We start from the raw sequence: 19,787 nt of genomic DNA, 5'->3' as shown, positions 1-19,787 counted from the left end.
CCCGTCCACAGCGCCCGCGTCAACACCTGGATGTCCCTTGCCCCGGTTCAGCGTCATCGTTCCCGCCTACAAGGTTCAGGCCTATCTGCACGCCTGCCTGGAATCCGTAACGACCCAGTCCTTCACCGACTTCGAGCTGATCGTGGTGAACGACGGCTCCCCGGACGGCAGCGGCGAGATCATCGACGAGTTCGCCGGCCGCGACCGCCGGATCACCGCCATCCACCTCCCCGAGAACGTCGGCCCCGGCCACGCCCGCAACGCCGGGCTGATCCGCGCCACCGGCGACTACCTGCTCTTCCTCGACGCCGACGACAGCCTCGCCCCCGGCTCCCTGCTGGCGATCACGGACCGCCTCAAGGAGACCGGCGGCCCCGACATCCTCGTCTTCGACTACGAGCGCACCTACTGGAACGGCGAGGCGCGGCGCAACGGCCTGGCCGGACACCTGAGCCAGACCGGGCCGGAGACGTTCACCCTCGGTGACCGCCCGGAACTGCTCCAGCTCCTCACCGTCGTCTGGAACAAGGCCTACCGCCGGGAGTTCGCCGAGCGGGTGGACCTCACCTTCCCGCCCGGCTACTACGAGGCCACCGCGTGGACGTACCCGGCGCTGCTGGCCGCCGGCACCATCGCCGTCCTGGACCAGGTGTGCGTCCGCTACCGGCAGCGCCGCCGCGGCACCGTCCTCGGCACCACCAGCCGCCGGCACTTCGACATCTTCAAGCAGTACGACCGGGTCTTCGCCTTCCTCGACAGCCATCCCCGGCTGGAGCACTGGCGGCCGGCCCTCTTCCGCCGGATGCTCGACCACCTCACCACCGTCTACAACTCCCCCGACCGGCTGCCGCGTTCATCGCGCGCCGACTACTTCAAGCGGTGCCGCGCCTACTACCGCCGGCACCGCCCGCGGGCCTTCCGCGCCCCCACCCCGTTCGGCCAGGCGGGGCTGCGCTACCTCCTGGTGCGCCTCGGGGCCCGCCGCGCCTTCCAGGCGCTCGGCGGCGTCCACCGGACACGGCTGCGGGCGCAGGCCCGGGTCGCCGCCCGGTACGGCCGGATCCGCGAGGCGGCGCTGCGGCTGCACTACCGCCTGCAGCGGCGCCGCGCCCTCGACCAGGAACTGGCGGTCTTCTCCGCGTACGGGGACCGGGGCTACGTCTGCAACCCGGCCGCGATCGAGACCCGGCTGCGCGAGCTGGCGCCGCACATCCGCACCGCCTGGGTCACCACCCCCGAGCACGCCCACACCCTGCCGCCCGGCGTACGCCGCCTGCAGCCGGGCTCGGCCGCGTTCTGGACGGCAATGGCCCGGGCCAAGTACCTGGTCACCAACGACGACCTGCACCCCCGCTACGCCAAGCGCGCCGGCCAGCTCACCCTCCAGACGCACCACGGCACCCCGCTCAAGCACATGGGCCTGGACCTGCGGGACTTCCCGGCCGCCGCGAGGTCGACGGACTTCGCACAGGTCCTCGCCCAGGCGGACCTCTGGGACTACAACCTGTCGTCCAGCCGGCACTCGAGCCTCACCTGGGAACGCGCCTACCCGTCCGGCTTCACCACCCTGGAGTACGGCCAGCCCCGCAACGACGTCTACCAGCGCGCCACCACCGACGACGTGCTGCGCATCCGCGCCGAACTGGGCATTCCGCGCGACTCCACGGCCGTGCTGTACGCACCCACCCACCGCGACTACCGCGCCGGATTCCACGCCGATCTCGACGTGGAAAGGATCGCCCGCGAACTTGGCCCCGGATTCACGGTCCTGATGCGCACACATCACCTCTACGACACCGGCGCCCAGCACGCTGCCGGACAGCCGGCCTTCCTCGATGTGTCCCGGCACCCGTCCGTCGAACAGCTGTGCCTGGCCTCGGACGTGCTGCTGACCGACTACTCGTCGCTGATGTTCGACTACGCCAATCTCGACCGGCCGATCGTCATCCATGCCGAGGACTGGGAGGTCTACCGTGCCTCGCGCGGAGCCTACTTCGACATCACCGCGCACCCGCCCGGCCTCCTCGCGCGCAGCGAGGACGAGTTGATCGACATCCTCGCGACCGACGCCTGGCGCGGGCCCCGCTCGGCCCAGCTGCGCGCCGCCTTCCGCGAACGCTTCTGCCCGTACGACGACGGATACGCCGCGGAGCGCGTCGTCCGCCGGCTGTTCCTGGAGAACCGCGGGGACACCCTCCCGTCGGTGATCCCGCTCCAGGACCGCCGCCCGGCGCCCGCCCCCGGCCATGTGCGCGCGCTGTCCAGCCGCCCGCACACCGGAACCCTCTCCGCCTCACTCGCGCCCAGCTGAACGGAACACCCATGGAAGCCCCCACCAAGCCCACCGAGCAGCTCCCCACCCCCACCGAACTGGCCGAGGTGAAGGGCTGGTTCTTCCCGGCCGACCAGCTGCTCTTCGACTGGCTGCTCAGCCGTCAGCAGGAGCGCACCGAACCGGGCGATCTGCTCGAAGTGGGCGTGTACATGGGCAAGAGCGCCATCTTCACGGGCTCCTACCGACGTGAGGGAGAGCGCTTCACCGTCTGCGACCTGTTCGACGCGCCCGCCGAGGACACCGACAACAGCGCGGAGATGGCCAGGTCGTACTCCACGCTCACCCGGCGGGCGTTCGAGGCGAACTACCTCTCCTTCCACGAGGAGCTGCCGACGGTCGTGCAGGGCCTGTCCTCGGTGGTGCCCGACCATGTCACCGCCGACAGCTGCCGGTTCGTCCACATCGACGCCTCGCACCTCTACGAGCACGTCCACGCGGACATCACCGATGCCCGGGACCTGCTGAAGGCGCACGGCGTGGTCGTCCTCGACGACTTCCGCGCCGAGCACTGCCCCGGCGTCGCCGCCGCGGCCTGGCAGGCCGTGACCACCGGCGGACTGCACGTCATCTGCATCACCGAGCGGAAGCTCTACGGCACCTGGGGCGACCCGGCGGCCGTGCGCGCCGAGCTGCTGACCTGGCTGGAGACCCGTGAGGACCTCTGGCACGAGGTGCAGAGCGTCGCCGGCGAACAGCTCATCCGCATCAACGGACGGAAGGCGGCCCTGCCGGCCCAGCCCGCCTCCCGCCACCAGGCCACCACCAAGACCCCGGCGGCCCCCGCGGTCAGCCCGGCACCGGCAACCGTGGCGCCCGCACCCGCGAAGCGCCGCCGCTCCCCGCTGCGGCGCTTCGCGGTGAACGTGCTGCCGCCGTTCATCACGAAGGCAGTGGTGAGCCGCCGCGGCTGACGAGCGGGGAGGGCAACACCACTTTCCGGGCGACTACGTTGGGCGATGGAACAGCTACGCTGTGTCGACCAGATCGCCACGCCGGGTCGAGCAGGCCCGGCGACGGGAGGGGACGGGGTCGTAGGCGCGGGGGTCCGAAATGCTGCCGTGTATGTGTGGGCCGCCAGGCCCACACATACACGATTTCGGACCCCGCGCCGGAGAGCCCGGCCCCGGCACCCGCACCCGGAAAGGCCCGAGCCGCCGTATGACGCCCCGACTGACCGTCGTCGTCCCCGTCCACAACGTCGAGCAGCACCTGGAGGAATGCCTCCGGTCGGTCGCGGAACAGACGCTGGACGCACTCGATGTGGTGATGGTCGACGTCACGGACGGGGACGCGGACCATGCCCCGGAGATCGCGCGGCGGTTCGCCGCGAACGACCGGCGCTTCCGGCTGGTACGAGCCGCGCGGCCGGACGCACGGGGCGTCGGTCACGCCCGCAACGCGGGCGCCAGGCAGGCGGATCCCCGCACCACGTACCTGGCCTTCCTCGACGGTGACGACACCCTCCCGCCCCGCACGTACGAAAAGCTGGTGACCCGGCTGGACCGCTCGGGCGCGGACCTCGCCACCACCGCCGCCGCACAAGTCACGACCACGGCGACCACCACCCACATCACCCGGGACGGCGCCCTCCTCGCGGACCGTTCGGCGACGAACAAGGTGTTCCGCCGCACCTTCTGGGACCGCCACGCCCTCACGTTCCCCGAAGACGTCCGCCACGAGGACGGCGCGGTCACGATCCCCGCGCACTTCCTCGCCGAGGCCGTCGACGTCCTGCCCGAGCGCGAGCGCGACCGGCACCAGCCCCACCCCCGCCCGGCGAACCGCCGCCGCACCGACGTCCAGGACCTGCGGGACCGCTTCGCGGCCGTCGACGGCGTCAGCCGTTTCCTCGCCGGCACGTCGACGTCCATGTCAGCGTCGACGCCAACGCACAAGCGGGAGGCGCTCAAGCGGGAGTACGACCGTTCCATCCTCTCCGGTGACCTGCTGGACTGCGCCGGGGCGCTGCCGATGGCAGGCCCCGAGTACCGCGAGGTCTTCATGGACCGCGCCCGGGACTTCCTCGCCCGCGTCGACCCCTCCCTCCACGGGGAACTCCCGGTCGGGCTGCGGATCACGTGCCACCTCATCCGCGAGGGCCGGCTCGACGACCTGCTCGCCGCGCTCGCGCACGAGGAGCGCAACCACGCCGGCTTCACCGTCGCGGGCCCCCCGCTCCGCAGGCGCGCCGAGATCCCCGACGGCGCGCGCGCCGGTGGCACGATCCGGCTGCCGTACGACGTGGCCGCGCTCTCCGCGGCCGACCTCCCCGTACGGTCCCGCCTGCTGGAAACGCGCTGGCAGGACGGCAAGCTCGTCCTCAGGGGCTATGCGTACATCCAGAACCTGGACGCCTCCGCGAAGCGCAGGTCGCTCAAGACCGCGGTCCTGACGTCGGGCCGCCGCAAACTCCTGGTCCCGCTGCGTACCGTGCCGGTCCCGGAGGCCACGGACGCCTCGCGGCAGGAGCAGCACTGCTACGACTGGTCCGGCTTCGAGATCACCGTCGACCCCAAGCGGCTGCGGCGCGGCGGCCGGTGGACCGCGGGCCGGTGGCGGCTGGGCGTCACCGTGGCGACCTCCGGCGTCGTCAGGACCACCGAGGTGCACGCCGGGGACACCGGCTCCGGCGCCTCACCGGTGCCGCATCCGCTGGGCGACGGGCTGCGCCTCGTCCCCTGCTTCGAGGACGGCCGGCTGCGGCTGTCGGTCGAACCGGTCGAGGTCCGGCTGACCGGCCACCACGCAGTGGACGACGACACCGTCGAAGTGCTCGCCGTCAACAGCGGCACGGAGCAGCCGCGGACCCTGCTCCTGACCCACCGCGCCTCCGGGGCGTTCCTCGAATACCCCGCCGTCTGCCGGCCGGCCGGCTCCGCCGGAAAGCCCGGAAGCGTCGTCACCGCCCGGTTCTCCCTCGCCGACCTGGCGACCGCCCGCGCCACCGCCACCACTCCAGCCCCCGCCGACGGGACCGGCAGCGGCACCGACGGCCCGGCGGGCGCCTCCCCCGGGGCGAGCGCGACCTGGGACGTCGCCTTCACCCTGGCCGACGGGTCGACCCGGATCGCCGTCGGCCCGTCGCTGTCGCCCGGCCGGTACGCGCTCGGCACCGACCCCCTGCTCGGCGGGCTCCACCGTGAGCTGGTCCTCGGGGTCACCGCCGCCGGCGACCTGGAGCTGCGGGACCGTACGCTCCGCGCCGTGGCCGACCAGGTGGGACTGCAGGCGGACGGTTCGCTGCTCATCGAGGGCGAACTGCCGGCCAGGACCCCCGAGGGAGCCGAACTGGTGCTGCGGCACGGCACCCACCGGGCGGAGGCAGCCTTCCCGGTCACCGCGGACGGGGACCGTTTCAGCGTGACCGTCCGGCCCGCGGAGGCCGCGCCGACCGAGGGGCACTGGTACCTCCACCTGCGCACCGGCAGCGCGGAGAACACCGACGTCACCGGCGAGACCCCCGTCCACGTGGCCCCCTGCGCGTTCCCGTCGCTTCCTCTCCCGCTCCCGGTCCCGACGCAGCTGCCGGACGCCGACCGGGCCCTCACGCTGGACCGCCGCTGCCACGACCAGCTGTTCCTGGACGCCGGTCCCACCGTGGCGCCGGAGGACCGCGGCCCGTACCGCGGCCGCCTGCTGCGCGAGCGGCACTATCCGCAGGCCCGCGCCCGTACGCTGCGCGACACCGTGCTGTACAGCAGCTTCGACGGGCGCCAGTACTCCGACTCGCCGCGCGCCGTGCACGAGGAGCTGGTGCGCCGCGGCGCCGCCCTGGACCACCTGTGGGTGGTCGGCGACGCCCGTGTGCAGCTGCCGCCCACCGTGCGCGCCGTCACCCATGGCAGCGCGGCGTGGCACGAGGCGCTCGCCCGCAGCCGTCATCTGGTCACCAACACCCACCTGCCCGCCTGGTTCGAGCGGCGCGAGGGCCAGCGGGTCGTCCAGACCTGGCACGGCACCCCCGTCAAACGCATCGGCCAGGACCTGGCCGGCACCCTGTGCGCCGACCTCGCCCACCTGTGGCCGCAGCCCCTGCGCGGCCACCAGTGGGACGTACTGATCTCCCCGAACCCGTACAGCACCCCGCTGCTGCGCCAGGCGCTCGGTTACGACGGTGAGGTCGTCGAGACCGGGCTGCCGCGCACCGATCTGCTCTTCGCCGACGACCGGGACAAGCTCGCCGAGGAGGTCCGCACCCAGCTCGGTCTCCCGGCGGACAAGCGGGTCGTCCTGTACGCCCCCACCCAGCGCGACGACCGGGCGTACGACGACCGGCACTACCGGCTGGACCTGGCCCTGGACCTCGCCGCCGCCGAGTCGGCGCTCGCCGCCGACCACGTGCTCCTGGTGCGCGCCCATCCGCTGGTCGCGGACCGGGTGCCGGTCAACGGCGGCGGTTTCGCCCGCGATGTGTCCGGCTACCCGGATCTCGCCGAGCTGCTGCTGATCGCGGACGTGCTCGTCACCGACTACTCGTCCGTGATGGCCGACTTCGCCAACACCGGGCGCCCCATGCTGTTCCTCACGCCGGACCTGGACCACTACCGGGACACCGTCCGCGGTTTCTACCTCGATTTCGAGGCCCAGGCGCCCGGCCCGCTGCTGCGCAGCACCGACGACCTGATCGGCGCGTTGCGCGATCTGGACTCCGTCATCCGGCGCAGTGCGGAGAGCTATGCCCGTTTCCACACCGCTTTCTGCCCCCTGGACGACGGCTCGGCCGCCTCCCGGGTCGCTGACCTGCTGTTTTCCGATCAAGGGTGAGAGCCCGCCGGCCACCGTGCCGGACGGCCCTGGTATTTGCGTTCTCCGCGCTGCTAGCGTTCACGTAAACCGGGCTGGTTTCACCCCGGCTGGTGTTGATCGCGTCAGACTCGATTGTTCGCTGAGCGACCGAGCAGCGTGAGCCAGGAATCCCCCTGCTTCGGCTGGGGGAGGATTCAAGAAGAGTGCCTCCCGTCCAGGTCGGCTCAGACAGGGTCGCCCGCCGCCGGTCCCCGGGCCGGGCCCGGCCTCTCGTCACCCAGCGTTCTTCCCGTTCATCCCAGAGAAAGCTACTCCGGCTGATGTCCGACACCTCGCAGGACCGTAAGAGCACCGCCGACGCCAACTACACCGAGCGTCTGGCGACCCTGGAAAAGGCCGGCATCAAGCGGCTGCTTCCCACGCAGGCCCCGTACCGCTGGAACCTGCGCCGCCTGAAGCTGGGCCGGGTGCTCGACATCGGCTGCGGACTGGGCCGGAACCTGCAGAACTGCGGTCCGGACAGCGTGGGTGTGGACCACAACCCGACGTCGGTGGCGACCGCCCGTGAGCGCGGTCTGACCGCGTACACCCCGGAGGAGCTGGCCGAGGCCGCGGACTGCGGGCCCGGTTCGTTCGACAGCCTGCTCTGCGCGCACGTGCTGGAGCACCTGGACGAGGACGTCGCGTCCGGTCTGCTCGCCCAGTACCTGCCGTACCTCAAGCCCGGCGGCTCGGTGGTGCTCATCACCCCGCAGGAGGCCGGCTACCGCACGGACGCCACGCATGTGCGCTTCGTCGGCTTCGAGGAGCTGCGGGCCTACGCCGACGAGGCGGGTCTGACCACGAAGCGCACGTACTCCTTCCCGTTCCCCCGCGCGGCCGGGAAGATCTTCCCCTACAACGAGTTCGTCCTGGTCTCCTCGGCTCCGACGGCCTGACCGGCCGCACTCCGCGAACCAGCCGCGCCCCCGTCCACCCGGTCCGCCGGGAGGGCGGGGGCGCAGTCGTCCCCGCGGGGCGGAACACGGCCGTGGAGCATCCTTTTCCTGGCCGGATTCCCCTGCCATGCACAGGAGTTCGGACCGATAGCATCGTTCCTCGATCGCCAATCGGGGGTGCCGGACATCGCCAGCAACGACAGCGACAGCGGCGACGCGCCCGGCGCTCTCGGCGCACTGCGGCCGGACGATCCCCGCGAGATCGCCGGGTACCGGCTGCTCGCCAGGATCGGCGAGGGCGGCCTGGGCACCGTCTATCTGTCGCACACCCCGGGCGGGCAGCCCGCGGCCCTGAAGGTGATCCGCCGGGAGTACGCGCGGGACAAGGAGTTCCGCCGGCGTTTCCAGCGGGACGTGCGGGCCGCACGGGACGTCCGGGGCTACCACGTCGTCCCGATCGTCGGCCATGACTCCACCGGGGACCGGCCCTGGCTGGCCACCGCCTACGTACCCGGCCTCTCCCTCGACGACGCGCTCACCGCCTTCGGGCCGCTGCCGCTCCCCGCCGCCCTGCAGCTGACCGGCTGTGTGGCCGAGGGGCTGCGCGCGGTGCACGCCGGCGGCATCGTGCACCGCGATCTCCAGCCGGGCAACGTCCTGCTCAGCGACGACGGTCCCTGGCTGGCCGACTTCGGCATAGCCAGGGCCGCCGAATCCACCCGTCCGACGCGTGGCGGCGGCCTCATCACGACCCCGCAGTACATGTCGCCCGAGCACGCCAACGGGGACGCCCTCACGCCCGCCAGCGACATCTTCTCGCTCGGCCTGCTCGCCGCGGTGGTCGCGACCGGCCGCCATCCGTACGGCGAACTCGGTCCCGGCGGCCCCATCAGCCTCGCCACCCGGATCGCCAACACCGCCCTCCGGCCACCGGACCTGTCCGGCTACCCGGACCTGTTGCGACCGGTACTGGAGCGCTGTCTGGCCGCCGATCCCGCCGACCGGCCCGAGCCCGCCGAACTGGCCGGACTGTGCGAGCGGGCCGCCGGACGGCCGCTGCGCGATGTCACCGACTGGCTGCCCGAGCCGCTGACGGCGGAGATCGTCCGGCGCGCGGCCGCGGCCCAGCGGCCGCCCGAGCCGGAATCCATGACATTAGGCGACTCGGCACCGGACTCCGCACCGGACCCTTCCGCCGAGCCGGCTCCCGGCAACCTCTTCGGCCCGGTCGTCTCCACCTGGTCCAACTGGGGCACCGCCACACCCGACGTACCGCCGGTGGGCGGCAAGTACCGCCAGCAGACGCTGCTCGCGATCGCCGGCAGCGTCGTCGCCCTGCTCCTCGCGGTGACCCTGACCTTCGCCTTCTTGCGGAACGGCGACCACCGCCCGCCACCGGCCACCCCTTCACCGGCGCCCGGCACCTCGCGGTGCTGCGGAACACCGGTATCGCCCCAGGGGCCGGCACCGAGCGCACCCGTGCCGGGAACGGCCGGCTGACGCACCCCCGAGCGCACGAACGCCGGCCGGGCCCCGGTGTACGGGGTCCGGCCGGCGTTCACGGTCCTGCGTCGGCGTGGGCCTGTCGGCCCCCGCCTCAGCGGCGGGCGCGCAGCAGCGTACGGAACGTCCGCATCGCGACCGACAGGTTCGCGAGGTCGAACTCCTCCGAGCCCTGGATCTCGTCGAGGGTGGTCCTGGCACGGCCGATGAGCGCCGCGTTCTGCTCCTCCCACGCCTTGAAGCGCTGCTCCGGGTTGGAGGTGCCGTTCCCGGCGGACAGCACGTCGGCGGTGAGCGAGGCGTGCGCCGCGAAGAGGTCCTCGCGGATGGCCGCGCGGGCCATCGACTGCCAGCGGTCGGCCCGCGGCAGTTCGATGATGCGGTCCAGCAGCTTGGTGATCTGGAGCCGGTCGGCGAGGTCGTAGTAGATCTCGGCGACCTCGAGCGGGTCCTTGCCGGTGCGGTCCGCGACATCGACGATGTCGAGGGCCGGGAAGGCGGACGAGAAGCCCGCGACCCGGGTGGCCAGTTCCTCCGGGACACCCGCGCCGGTCAGCTCGTCATGGATGCTCTGGTACCACTCCAGGTCGGCGCCGCGCGTCAGCTTCGGCAGCTGGGACCAGACGGTGGCCACCCCGTCGCGGAAGAACTCGATCGTCCCGGCGATCTCCAGCGGCTGCGGCCGGTTGTTGAGCAGCCAGCGCGTGGCACGCTCGACGAGCCGGCGCGAGTGCAGCCGGATCCGGGTCAGCACATCGGCGTCCACGACGTTGTCGAGCGCTTCGACGTCGTCCCAGATCGCGGAGAGCCCGAAGATCGCGCGGGCCGCGGTGTGCGCCCTGACGATCTCCTCGCCGGTCGCGCCGATCTCCTCGCGGAAACGGTGCAGGAAGGTCGTGCCACCGGTGTTGACGGTGTCGTTGACCAGCATCGTCGTGACGATCTCACGGTGCAGCGCGTGGCTCTCGATCTGCGTCTCGAACCGCTCGCGCAGCGGCTTGGGGAAGTAGTCGTGCAGCAGCGTGCGCAGGTACGGATCCTCCGGGAGGTCGGTGTGGATCAGCTCCTCCGCGACAGTGATCTTCGTGTACGCCATCAGCACGGACAGCTCGGGCTGGCTCAGCCCCTGCCCGTTGGCGAGCCGCTCGCGGATCTGCCGGTCGGTGGGAAGGAACTCCAGCGCCCGGTCGAGCCGGCCGTCGCGCACCAGCTTGCGCATGAAGCGCTGGTGGGCGTGGAGCAGGCTGGACGCCTGCGCCATGCCGTTCCCGAGCGCGACGTTCTGCGCGTAGTTGTTGCGCAGCACCAGGCTGCCGACCTCGTCGGTCATCGCGGCGAGCAGCGTGTTGCGCTGCTTGACGGTCAGATCGCCGTCCGCGACCACGCTGTTGAGCAGGATCTTGATGTTGACCTCGTGGTCCGAGGCGTCCACGCCGGCGCTGTTGTCGATCGCGTCGGTGTTGATCCGGCCGCCGTTGAGCGCGAACTCGATACGGCCGAGCTGCGTCAGCCCCAGGTTGCCGCCCTCGCCGACGACCTTGACCCGCAGGTCCGCGCCGTCGACGCGGATCGCGTCGTTGGCCTTGTCGCCGACGTCGGTGTGCGATTCGGTCGAGGCCTTGACGTAGGTGCCGATGCCGCCGTTCCAGAGCAGGTCCACAGGGGCCTGCAGGATCGCCTTCATCAGCTCGGCGGGGGTCAGCTTGGCGACGTTCCCCTCGATGCCGAGCGCCTTGCGGACCTGCGCGGTGATCGGGATGGCCTTGGCGCTGCGCGGGTGGATGCCGCCGCCCGCCGAGATGAGCGAGCTGTCGTAGTCCGCCCACGAGGAGCGCGGCAGCTCGAACATCCGGCGCCGCTCGGCGTAGGACACCGCCGCGTCGGGGGTCGGGTCCAGGAAGATGTGCCGGTGGTCGAAGGCGGCGATCAGCTGGATGTGCTCGCTGAGCAGCATCCCGTTGCCGAACACGTCGCCCGACATGTCGCCGACGCCGACGACCGTGAAGTCCTCGGACTGCGTGTTGTGGCCCATCTCGCGGAAGTGCCGCTTGACGGACTCCCAGGCGCCCTTGGCCGTGATGCCCATCTTCTTGTGGTCGTAGCCGACCGAGCCGCCGGAGGCGAACGCGTCGCCCAGCCAGAAGCCGTAGCTGACGGCGACCTCGTTGGCGATGTCGGAGAAGGACGCGGTGCCCTTGTCCGCGGCGACGACCAGGTACGTGTCGTCCTCGTCGTGCCGCACCACGCCGTTCGGCGGGACGACCTCGCCGCCCACCAGGTTGTCGGTGATGTCGAGCAGGCCGGAGATGAAGGTCTTGTACGAGGCGATGCCCTCGGCCAGCCACGCGTCACGGTCCACCGCCGGGTCGGGCAGCCGCTTGCCGACGAAGCCGCCCTTGGCGCCGACCGGCACGATCACGGTGTTCTTCACCATCTGCGCCTTGACCAGGCCCAGCACCTCGGTACGGAAGTCCTCGCGCCGGTCGGACCAGCGCAGCCCGCCGCGGGCGACCTTGCCGAAGCGCAGGTGGACACCCTCGACCCGCGGTGAGTACACCCAGATCTCGAAGGCCGGGCGGGGCGCGGGCAGGTCCGGGATCTCCTGCGGGTCGAACTTCATCGACAGGTAGCTGTGCGGCTGCCCGTCGTCGCGGCGCTGGAAGTAGTTGGTGCGCAGCGTCGCCTTGATGAGGGTGAGGAAGGACCGCAGGATGCGGTCCTCGTCCAGCGAGGCGACCTGGTCGAGCGCGCCGTCGAGCTCCTCAAGGAGCCCGTCGGTCAGCTCCTTGCCGGCCCGCTGGTGGTCCGGGGACATCCGGGCCTGGAAGAGGTTCACCAGCAGCCGGGTGGTGTGGACGTTGTTCCGGAGGGTGTCCTCCATGTAGTCCTGGCTGAAGGTGGAGCCGGCCTGCCGCATGTACTTGGCGTAGGCGCGCAGCACCATGGCCTGGCGCCAGTTCAGCCCGGCGCGCAGCACCAGGGAGTTGAAGCCGTCGTTCTCCGCCTCGTCGGTCCAGGTGGCGGCGAACGTCTCCTGGAAGCGCTCACGGGCGTCGTCGCCGAGATCGCCGAGGGAGGGGTCGAGCCGCAGGCCGAAGTCGTACACCCAGGCGCGGGTGTGGTCGGTGCGGCGCAGCTCGTAGGGGCGCTCGTCCACGACCTCGACGCCGAGCTTCTGCAGCACCGGCAGAACGGCGGAGAGCGAGACGGGCGCACCGGTGCGGTAGATCTTGAAGCGGCGCTCCCCGGGAGCCGCGCCGACCGGCTCGTACAGGCTGAGGGTGAAGTCGCCCTCGGGCTTGAGCTGTTCGATGTGCTGCAGGTCCGCGACGGCCGAACGGGGGGTGAAGTCCGCCCGGTAGCCGTCGGGGAAGGCCTGGGCGTAGCTGCGGGTCAGCTCGGCGGCCCGCTCCTCGCCGCATTCGGCGGTGAGCGCCTCGGCGAAGCCGTCGGCCCAGGAGCGGGCCGCCTCGACGAGCCGGGCCTCGATCCGGTCGATCTCGGCCTCGGTGAGGTCGGTGAGGGCCGTGCCGGGCGCCACGCGGACGACGAAGTGCAGCCGGGAGAGCACCGATTCGGTGTTCCAGGCGGTGAAGTCGACGCTGTGGCCGTTCAGCTCGTCCTGGAGGATGTTGGTGAGCCGCAGCCGCACCGCCGTGGTGTAGCGGTCGCGCGGCAGGTAGACCAGCGCGGAGTAGTAGCGGCCGTACTCGTCCTGCCGCAGGAACAGCCGCAGCCGGCGGCGCTCCTGCAGGTACAGCACGCTGGTGACGATGGAGCGCAGCTCGTCGGCCGGGGTCTGGAACAGCTCGTCGCGCGGGTAGGTCTCCAGGATCTGGAGCAGGTCGCGGCCGTCGTGGCTGTCCGGGGTGAATCCGGCGCCCTCCAGCACCTCCTCCACCTTGCGGCGGATCACCGGGACGCGGCGCACCGACTCGGTGTACGCGGCTGAGGAGAACAGGCCCAGGAAGCGCCGCTCGCCGATGACGTTGCCCTCGGCGTCGAACTTCTTCACCCCGACGTAGTCGAGGTAGGAGGGCCGGTGGACGGTGGAGCGGCTGTTGGCCTTGGTGAGGATCAGCAGCTTGTGCTCACGGGCCTTGGCCCGTGCGTCGGCCGGCAGCCGGTTGAACGACGGGGAACCGGGGTGCGTGCCGTCGTCCCCGTGCTGGGGGTCGGAGCGCAGGATGCCCAGGCCGGTGCCGGCGATCGCCGACAGGACGTCCTCGCCGCTGCCGTCCGGGCCGGCGTCGGTGGTCAGCTCGTACTCGCGGTAGCCGAGGAAGGTGAAGTGGTCGTCGGCGAGCCACTTCATCAGCTCCCAGGCCTCGCCGACCTCCTGCTCGGGCAGCGGCGGCGGCGTCGCGGCGAGCTCCTCGGCGATCCGGAGCGTGGCCTCGCGCATCTTCGTCCAGTCCTCGACGGACTCACGGACGTCGGACAGCGCGCCGCGCAACTCCGCGGTGATCTGCTTGAGATCCTCGCGGTCGGTCTCACGGTCGATCTCGACGTGGATCCAGGACTCGGTGAGCGCGTCGTGCGGGAGGTTGTCGGGGTCGCCGCCGTTGTCGTGCAGCGAGCACCCGTTGCCGATGATCTCCAGCAGCTTGCCCGTCACGTCGCGGCGCACCACGATCTGCGGGTGGACCACCACATGGATCGCCCGGTCGGCCTGCGACAGGGCGTTGGTGACCGAGTCGACGAGGAAGGGCATGTCGTCGGTGACGACCTCGACGACGGTGTGGCTGCAGGCCCAGCCGTTCTCTTCGACCGTCGGGGTGTGGACCCGGACATTCGCGGTGCCCTGCGGGCGTACCTCTGCGAGCCGGTGGTGGGACAGTGCCGCGCCGAACACGTCGACCGGATCGCGGTCGAGCAGGTCCTCCGGTGCACTGTGCAGGTAGTAGCGCTGGAGGAACGCGGTCAGCGCCTCTGCGTCGAGGCCCTGGCCGGGGTGTCCCCCTGCCGGGCTGTTCTCAGCTACCCGGGCCGCCCGTACGAGCAGCTCGGCCTTGGCTTCGTCCAGCTTGGTCTGCATGTCCTCTGACTCCTGTCGCGCGCCGTTGCGTGACGTCGGGTGATGGCGCGGCGTCCCGGGGCGCGGGTTCACCGCTACGGGACGACGCTATGCCGGGATACAGGGGCGCCGTACCGTTGTTTACGGATCGGACCCGCCTGCATGGATCAACGCTGATCACGCAGTAAGGCTATCGCTCCGGCCCGGGGGGCTGTCAGGGGACGCCTCTGTATAAAACCTGGCCGGATTCTTGGACCAAATGGACAGCGCGCAAACAGCCGGATGTCCGATCCGGTCAGGCCCCGTCATCCCGGGGCCGGCCGACCGGCCCTGGTCATTCAGGGCCGATCATCCGGACCTGTCATCCCGCGGTGAGCCGCCGGGCGGCCTCGACCGCCTCCGCGAGCGAATCCACCACCGGCACCCCGGCGGCCGCCAGACTGACCCGGCTGTGCGACCCCCCGGTGTACAGAACGGCGTGTGCGCCCGCGTGGGCCGCCGCCAGCGCGTCGTCCACCGCATCGCCGATGACGACGACGCGGTCGGGTGAGACGCCCTCCAGGGCGGCGAGGTGGCGGACCATCTGCTCGGCCTTGCCGCCGCCGGACGGCCCGGTCGCGCCGTCCATCCGGACGAAGTGCCGCTCGATGCCGTGGGTGCGCACGATCGGTATCAGCAGATCGTGCGGGGCGAGCGAACAGAGCGACTGCGTCAGCCCCGCGTGCTGCTGGGCGGCGAGCAGCTCGGCCGCGCCCTCGGCGAGACCGCAGTTCCCCGCCCGCTCCCAGTAGTGCCGGTGGAACGCCTCGTCCATCACCACCCACTCCGCGTCCGTGGGCAGCCGGCCGATCAGCCGCTCGTAGAACTTCGGCACCGGCACGCAGTACAGCTCGCGGTAGCGGTCCAGGGTGATCGGGGACAGGCCGAGCTCGGCGAAGGAGGCGTTCGTGGCCTCCAGCACCGCGTCGATGTCGTGGAAAAGGGTCCCGTTCCAGTCCCACACCAGATGAGCGTTCACGCACCCGACGTTACCCGGCGGGTACGACAGCCCGGCGGCCTCAGCCGATCAGGTTGGGGATCTCCTGCGTCGCGAACCAGAGCAGCTCGTGGTCCTCCGCGCCGTCGACGGTGAACTGGGCGTCGTCGTCGCCCGCGTCGGCCGCACCCAGCGCCAGCGCCGCGGCGGTCACGTCCTGCTCCGCGTCGGTGGCGTCCAGGTGTACGGCGGCGGCATCGCTCATCGACACCACCGCGGCCAGCCGGACCTCGCCGAGGGCGGCGGCGTCCAGCCCGCGGTCCGGGTCGAAGGCGACGGCCGACTCCGGCACGTCCACCGCGAGCACGATGCGGCGGCGCGGGGCGTCGGGGTTCACGGCGAGCTGCCGGAGCGACGCCTGGGCGGCCCGGGTCAGCGCCGCGTACTCCAGCTCCTCGATGTCGTCGGAGACGTACCACTCGCGAAGGCTGGGGGTGACCGCGTAGGCGTCCAGCGGTGCGGGGCCCAGTTCGCCCGCCTTGTGGGCCTCGGCCAGGCCGGACAGGGTCGTGGGGATGTAGACGCGCATGGCCGTCAGCATACGTGCGTAACGGCGCGACCACGCGGATAGGTGAAACGGCCGCCCGCGTCCCGCGCCGGCGGACCGCGTTGTCCCCGCCCCCCGGTGGCGCGTACAACCGGGTTACCGAACGGTAGAAACCGGTGGCCCGGGTACGTACCCGGCCACAACCGGCCGAATCCGGCGGATCCCGCCGGCACCGCACCACGGGGGTATCAGCATGGCCGTCACCTCACCAGCGTCCGCCCGTCCCGGCCCGGCCCGCACCCGCCGGTCCGGGCCGCCCAACCGGCACGACCACCGGCGCCCGCCGGTCCGGGCGGGCCGGCCGGCCGCCGTTCCGCCACACCTGTGGTTCGCCGGCCGGCTGCTCACCGTCCTCACCGGACGGCAGCCCATCAGCTGCCTCGCCGGCCGGGTCCGCGGCCCCGCCTACGACCGGCTCTGGGAGCTGGTGACCTCCCGCGCCGACTGGCAGCGCCGGGCCCGCGGGGAAGCACCCTACGTCCACAGCTGCCAGGTCGCGCGGCAGCACGACGGCGCCCTGGAGGTGACGGCCGTCGTCTCCCTGGCCCATGACGCCTTCCGCGCCATCGCCTTCCGGCTGGAGCGCGGCCCGGCGGGCGGAACGGGCGGGGACGCCGACGGGGCGGGCGGGGGTGTCTGGCGCTGCACCGCGGTCGAGGCCCGCTGACCCGCCGCCCCCGCGGCCTCGTGGGAACGCGGCCGGGGCCGGACCCCCGCGATGGGAGTCCGGCCCCGGCCGGTGCTTACCGCGCGACTTTTCGCGCCGTGCGCCCGCGCTACTTCTTGCGGCGCTTGCCGCCCTTGGCGGCCTTGCGGCGCTCCGCGCGCGTCTGGCCGTCCCCGTCGGAACCGGCACCCTCGCTCTCGAAGTCGCCCTCGACGACACCGCCCTCGCCGTCCACCGAAGGAGCGGAGAAGTGCAGCCGGTCCGCCCGCTTCGGGGCCTCCAGGCCCTTGGCGCGGATCTCCGGACGGGCGTCCTTGACGAGCGACGGCGCCGCGTCCTCGACCGGGACCTCCTCGACCTGCTGCTCGACCTGGACGTCCAGGTTGAACAGGTAGCCGACGGACTCCTCCTTGATGCCCTCCATCATGGCGGTGAACATGTCGAAGCCCTCGCGCTGGTACTCGACCAGCGGGTCGCGCTGCGCCATGGCGCGCAGCCCGATGCCCTCCTGGAGGTAGTCCATCTCGTAGAGGTGCTCGCGCCACTTGCGGTCCAGCACCGACAGGACCACGCGCCGCTCCAGCTCGCGCATGACGTCACCGGAGAGCTGCGCCTCGCGCTCCTCGTACTGCTCGGTGATGTCGTCCTTGACGGTCTCGGCGATGAACTCGGCGGTGATGCCGGCCCGGTCGCCGGCCGCGTCCTCCAGGTCCTCGACGGTGATCTTGATCGGGTAGAGCTGCCCGAAGGCGTTCCACAGCCGGTCCAGGTCCCAGTCCTCGGCGAAGCCGTCCTTCGTCTCGGCGTCGATGTACGCCTCGATCGTGTCGTCCATGAAGTGCCGCACCTGCTCGTGCAGGTCCTCGCCCTCCAGGACGCGGCGGCGCTCGCCGTAGATGACCTCGCGCTGGCGGTTGAGCACCTCGTCGTACTTCAGGACGTTCTTGCGGATCTCGAAGTTCTGCTGCTCGACCTGCGACTGGGCGGACGCGATCGCGCGCGTCACCATCTTGTTCTCGATCGGGACGTCGTCCGGCACATTGGCCATCGACATCACGCGCTCGACCATCTGCGCCTTGAACAGGCGCATCAGGTCGTCACCGAGGGAGAGGTAGAAGCGGGACTCGCCCGGGTCGCCCTGACGGCCGGAGCGGCCGCGCAGCTGGTTGTCGATCCGGCGGGACTCGTGGCGCTCGGTGCCCAGCACGTACAGGCCGCCGAGCTCCTTGACCTCTTCGAACTCGGCCTTGACGGCCGCCTCGGCGCGCTCCAGCGCCGCCGGCAGGTCCGCGGCCCACTCCTCGACGTGCTCGACCGGGTCCAGGCCGCGCTGGCGCAGCTCGGCCTCGGCGAGGTCCTCGGGGTTGCCGCCGAGCTTGATGTCGGTGCCACGGCCGGCCATGTTCGTGGCGACGGTGACCGCGCCCTTGCGGCCGGCCTGGGCGACGATGGACGCCTCCCGGTCGTGCTGCTTGGCGTTCAGCACCTCGTGCGGGACACCGCGCTTGGACAGCTGCGCCGACAGGTACTCGGACTTCGCGACCGAGACGGTGCCGACCAGGACCGGCTGGCCCTTCTCGTGCTTCTCGGCGATGTCCTCGACGACCGCCGCGAACTTCGCCTCCTCGGTGCGGTAGATCAGGTCCGCCCGGTCCAGCCGCGCGAGGTCCCGGTTGGTCGGGATCGGGACGACACCGAGCTTGTAGATCTGGTGGAACTCGGCGGCCTCGGTCATGGCCGTACCGGTCATGCCGGAGAGCTTGTCGTAGAGGCGGAAGAAGTTCTGCAGGGTGATCGTGGCGAGGGTCTGGTTCTCGTCCTTGATGTCCACCCCTTCCTTCGCCTCGATCGCCTGGTGCATGCCCTCGTTGTAGCGGCGGCCCGCGAGGATACGGCCGGTGTGCTCGTCGACGATCATGACTTCGCCGTCCATGACGACGTAGTCCTTGTCGTTCTTGTAGAGCTCCTTGGCCTTGATCGCGTTGTTCAGGTAACCGACGAGCGGGGTGTTCACCGACTCGTAGAGGTTGTCGATGCCGAGCCAGTCCTCGACCTTGGCGACGCCGCTCTCGTGGATGGCGACCGTGCGCTTCTTCTCGTCGACCTCGTAGTCGCCGGTCTCCTCGACGCCGATGCTGCCGGCCTCGCCCTTGTTCAGCCGCTTCACCAGGCGCGCGAAGTCGGCGTACCACTTGGTGGCCTGGTCGGCGGGGCCGGAGATGATCAGCGGGGTACGGGCCTCGTCCACGAGGATCGAGTCGACCTCGTCGACGATCGCGAAGTTGTGGCCGCGCTGCACCAGCTCGTCCTTCGACCACGCCATGTTGTCGCGCAGGTAGTCGAAGCCGAACTCGTTGTTGGTGCCGTACGTGATGTCGCAGTTGTACATCTCGCGGCGCTGCGCCGGCGACATGTTCGCCAGGATGCAGCCGACCTCGAGGCCGAGGAATTTGTGCACCCGGCCCATCCACTCCGAGTCACGCTCGGCGAGGTAGTCGTTGACGGTGATGAGGTGGACGCCCTTGCCGGAGATCGCGTTCAGGTACGCGGGCAGGGTGCCGACCAGGGTCTTGCCCTCACCGGTGCGCATTTCTGCGACATATCCGAGGTGGAGAGCTGCGCCGCCCATCATCTGGACGTCGTAGTGACGCTGGCCGAGCACGCGCTTGGCGGCCTCACGGACCGTGGCGAACGCCTCGGGAAGCAGGTCGTCGAGGGTCTCGCCGCCCTCGAACCGTTCCTTGTACTCGTCGGTGAGGGCCCGCAGCTCGGCGTCCGTCAGATTGACGAAGTCCTCTTCAATGGAATTGACCTGGTCCGCGATGCGGTGCAGCTTGCGCAGGATCTTGCCTTCGCCTGCACGCATGAGCTTGTTGAAGACGGACACGTAGGCTGGCTCCTTGCCGGTCGGGCCTGGCACGTAATCTCGCGCTGGGCACAGCGGGATGCACTCCGCCGCAACGGCCATCGTAAGCGAGGACACCTGCAGGCCGGGAGG

At 71.3% G+C, this 19,787-nt stretch carries 10 protein-coding genes; 6 read left to right on the top strand and 4 right to left on the bottom strand.

The features are described 5' to 3' along the window. Positions 1-37 precede the first annotated feature (37 nt). The 5 genes from C6N31_RS29435 (at position 38) to C6N31_RS29415 (ending at position 9,519) form a co-directional block, all read left to right on the top strand. The gene (locus C6N31_RS29435; protein WP_198358575.1) at positions 38-2,311 is read left to right on the top strand and encodes a bifunctional glycosyltransferase/CDP-glycerol:glycerophosphate glycerophosphotransferase; all 2,274 of its coding nucleotides are present in this window, start codon (positions 38-40) and stop codon (positions 2,309-2,311) included. An 11-nt stretch (positions 2,312-2,322) separates the two neighbouring features. Next, positions 2,323-3,246 carry a class I SAM-dependent methyltransferase gene (locus tag C6N31_RS29430; RefSeq protein ID WP_138357595.1) on the top strand — a complete coding sequence of 308 codons (924 nt, stop codon included), beginning with the start codon at positions 2,323-2,325 and terminating at the stop codon, positions 3,244-3,246. A gap of 247 nt (positions 3,247-3,493) precedes the next feature. Continuing rightward, positions 3,494-7,099, top strand: coding sequence for a bifunctional glycosyltransferase/CDP-glycerol:glycerophosphate glycerophosphotransferase (locus C6N31_RS29425; RefSeq protein ID WP_198358574.1), 3,606 nt, complete (start codon positions 3,494-3,496; stop codon positions 7,097-7,099). 302 nt (positions 7,100-7,401) lie between these two features. Next, entirely contained in the window at positions 7,402-8,019 is a 618-nt protein-coding gene (locus tag C6N31_RS29420) for a class I SAM-dependent methyltransferase (RefSeq protein WP_138357597.1), read from the top strand. Between the two features lie 177 nt (positions 8,020-8,196). After that, the gene (locus tag C6N31_RS29415) at positions 8,197-9,519 is read left to right on the top strand and encodes a serine/threonine-protein kinase (RefSeq protein WP_269288820.1); all 1,323 of its coding nucleotides are present in this window, start codon (positions 8,197-8,199) and stop codon (positions 9,517-9,519) included. A 97-nt stretch (positions 9,520-9,616) separates the two neighbouring features. Here C6N31_RS29415 and C6N31_RS29410 read toward each other — a convergent pair whose 3' ends face one another. From C6N31_RS29410 to C6N31_RS29400, 3 genes are all read right to left on the bottom strand, one after another. Further along, positions 9,617-14,560, bottom strand: a complete 4,944-nt coding sequence (locus tag C6N31_RS29410; protein WP_138357598.1) for an NAD-glutamate dehydrogenase — start codon at positions 14,558-14,560, stop codon at positions 9,617-9,619. A 340-nt stretch (positions 14,561-14,900) separates the two neighbouring features. Further along, a complete protein-coding gene (locus tag C6N31_RS29405; RefSeq protein ID WP_138357599.1) occupies positions 14,901-15,557 on the bottom strand; it encodes an HAD family hydrolase in 657 nt (218 codons plus the stop codon). 40 nt (positions 15,558-15,597) lie between these two features. Continuing rightward, positions 15,598-16,104, bottom strand: a complete 507-nt coding sequence (locus C6N31_RS29400) for a DUF6912 family protein (RefSeq protein WP_138357600.1) — start codon at positions 16,102-16,104, stop codon at positions 15,598-15,600. A 211-nt stretch (positions 16,105-16,315) separates the two neighbouring features. Between C6N31_RS29400 and C6N31_RS29395 the strand changes: the two genes are divergently transcribed. Beyond that, a complete protein-coding gene (locus C6N31_RS29395; protein ID WP_164608352.1) occupies positions 16,316-16,789 on the top strand; it encodes an Rv3235 family protein in 474 nt (157 codons plus the stop codon). Between the two features lie 109 nt (positions 16,790-16,898). Here the strand turns inward: C6N31_RS29395 and secA are convergent, their stop codons facing one another. Next, positions 16,899-19,676, bottom strand: coding sequence for a preprotein translocase subunit SecA (gene secA / locus C6N31_RS29390; protein WP_138358872.1), 2,778 nt, complete (start codon positions 19,674-19,676; stop codon positions 16,899-16,901). Positions 19,677-19,787 lie beyond the last annotated feature (111 nt).

This window comes from Streptomyces fildesensis (genome assembly GCF_016107395.1).
In the GTDB taxonomy this organism is placed as follows: Bacteria; Actinomycetota; Actinomycetes; order Streptomycetales; family Streptomycetaceae; genus Actinacidiphila; species Actinacidiphila fildesensis.
This window is presented reverse-complemented; position numbering and strand designations above follow the sequence as displayed.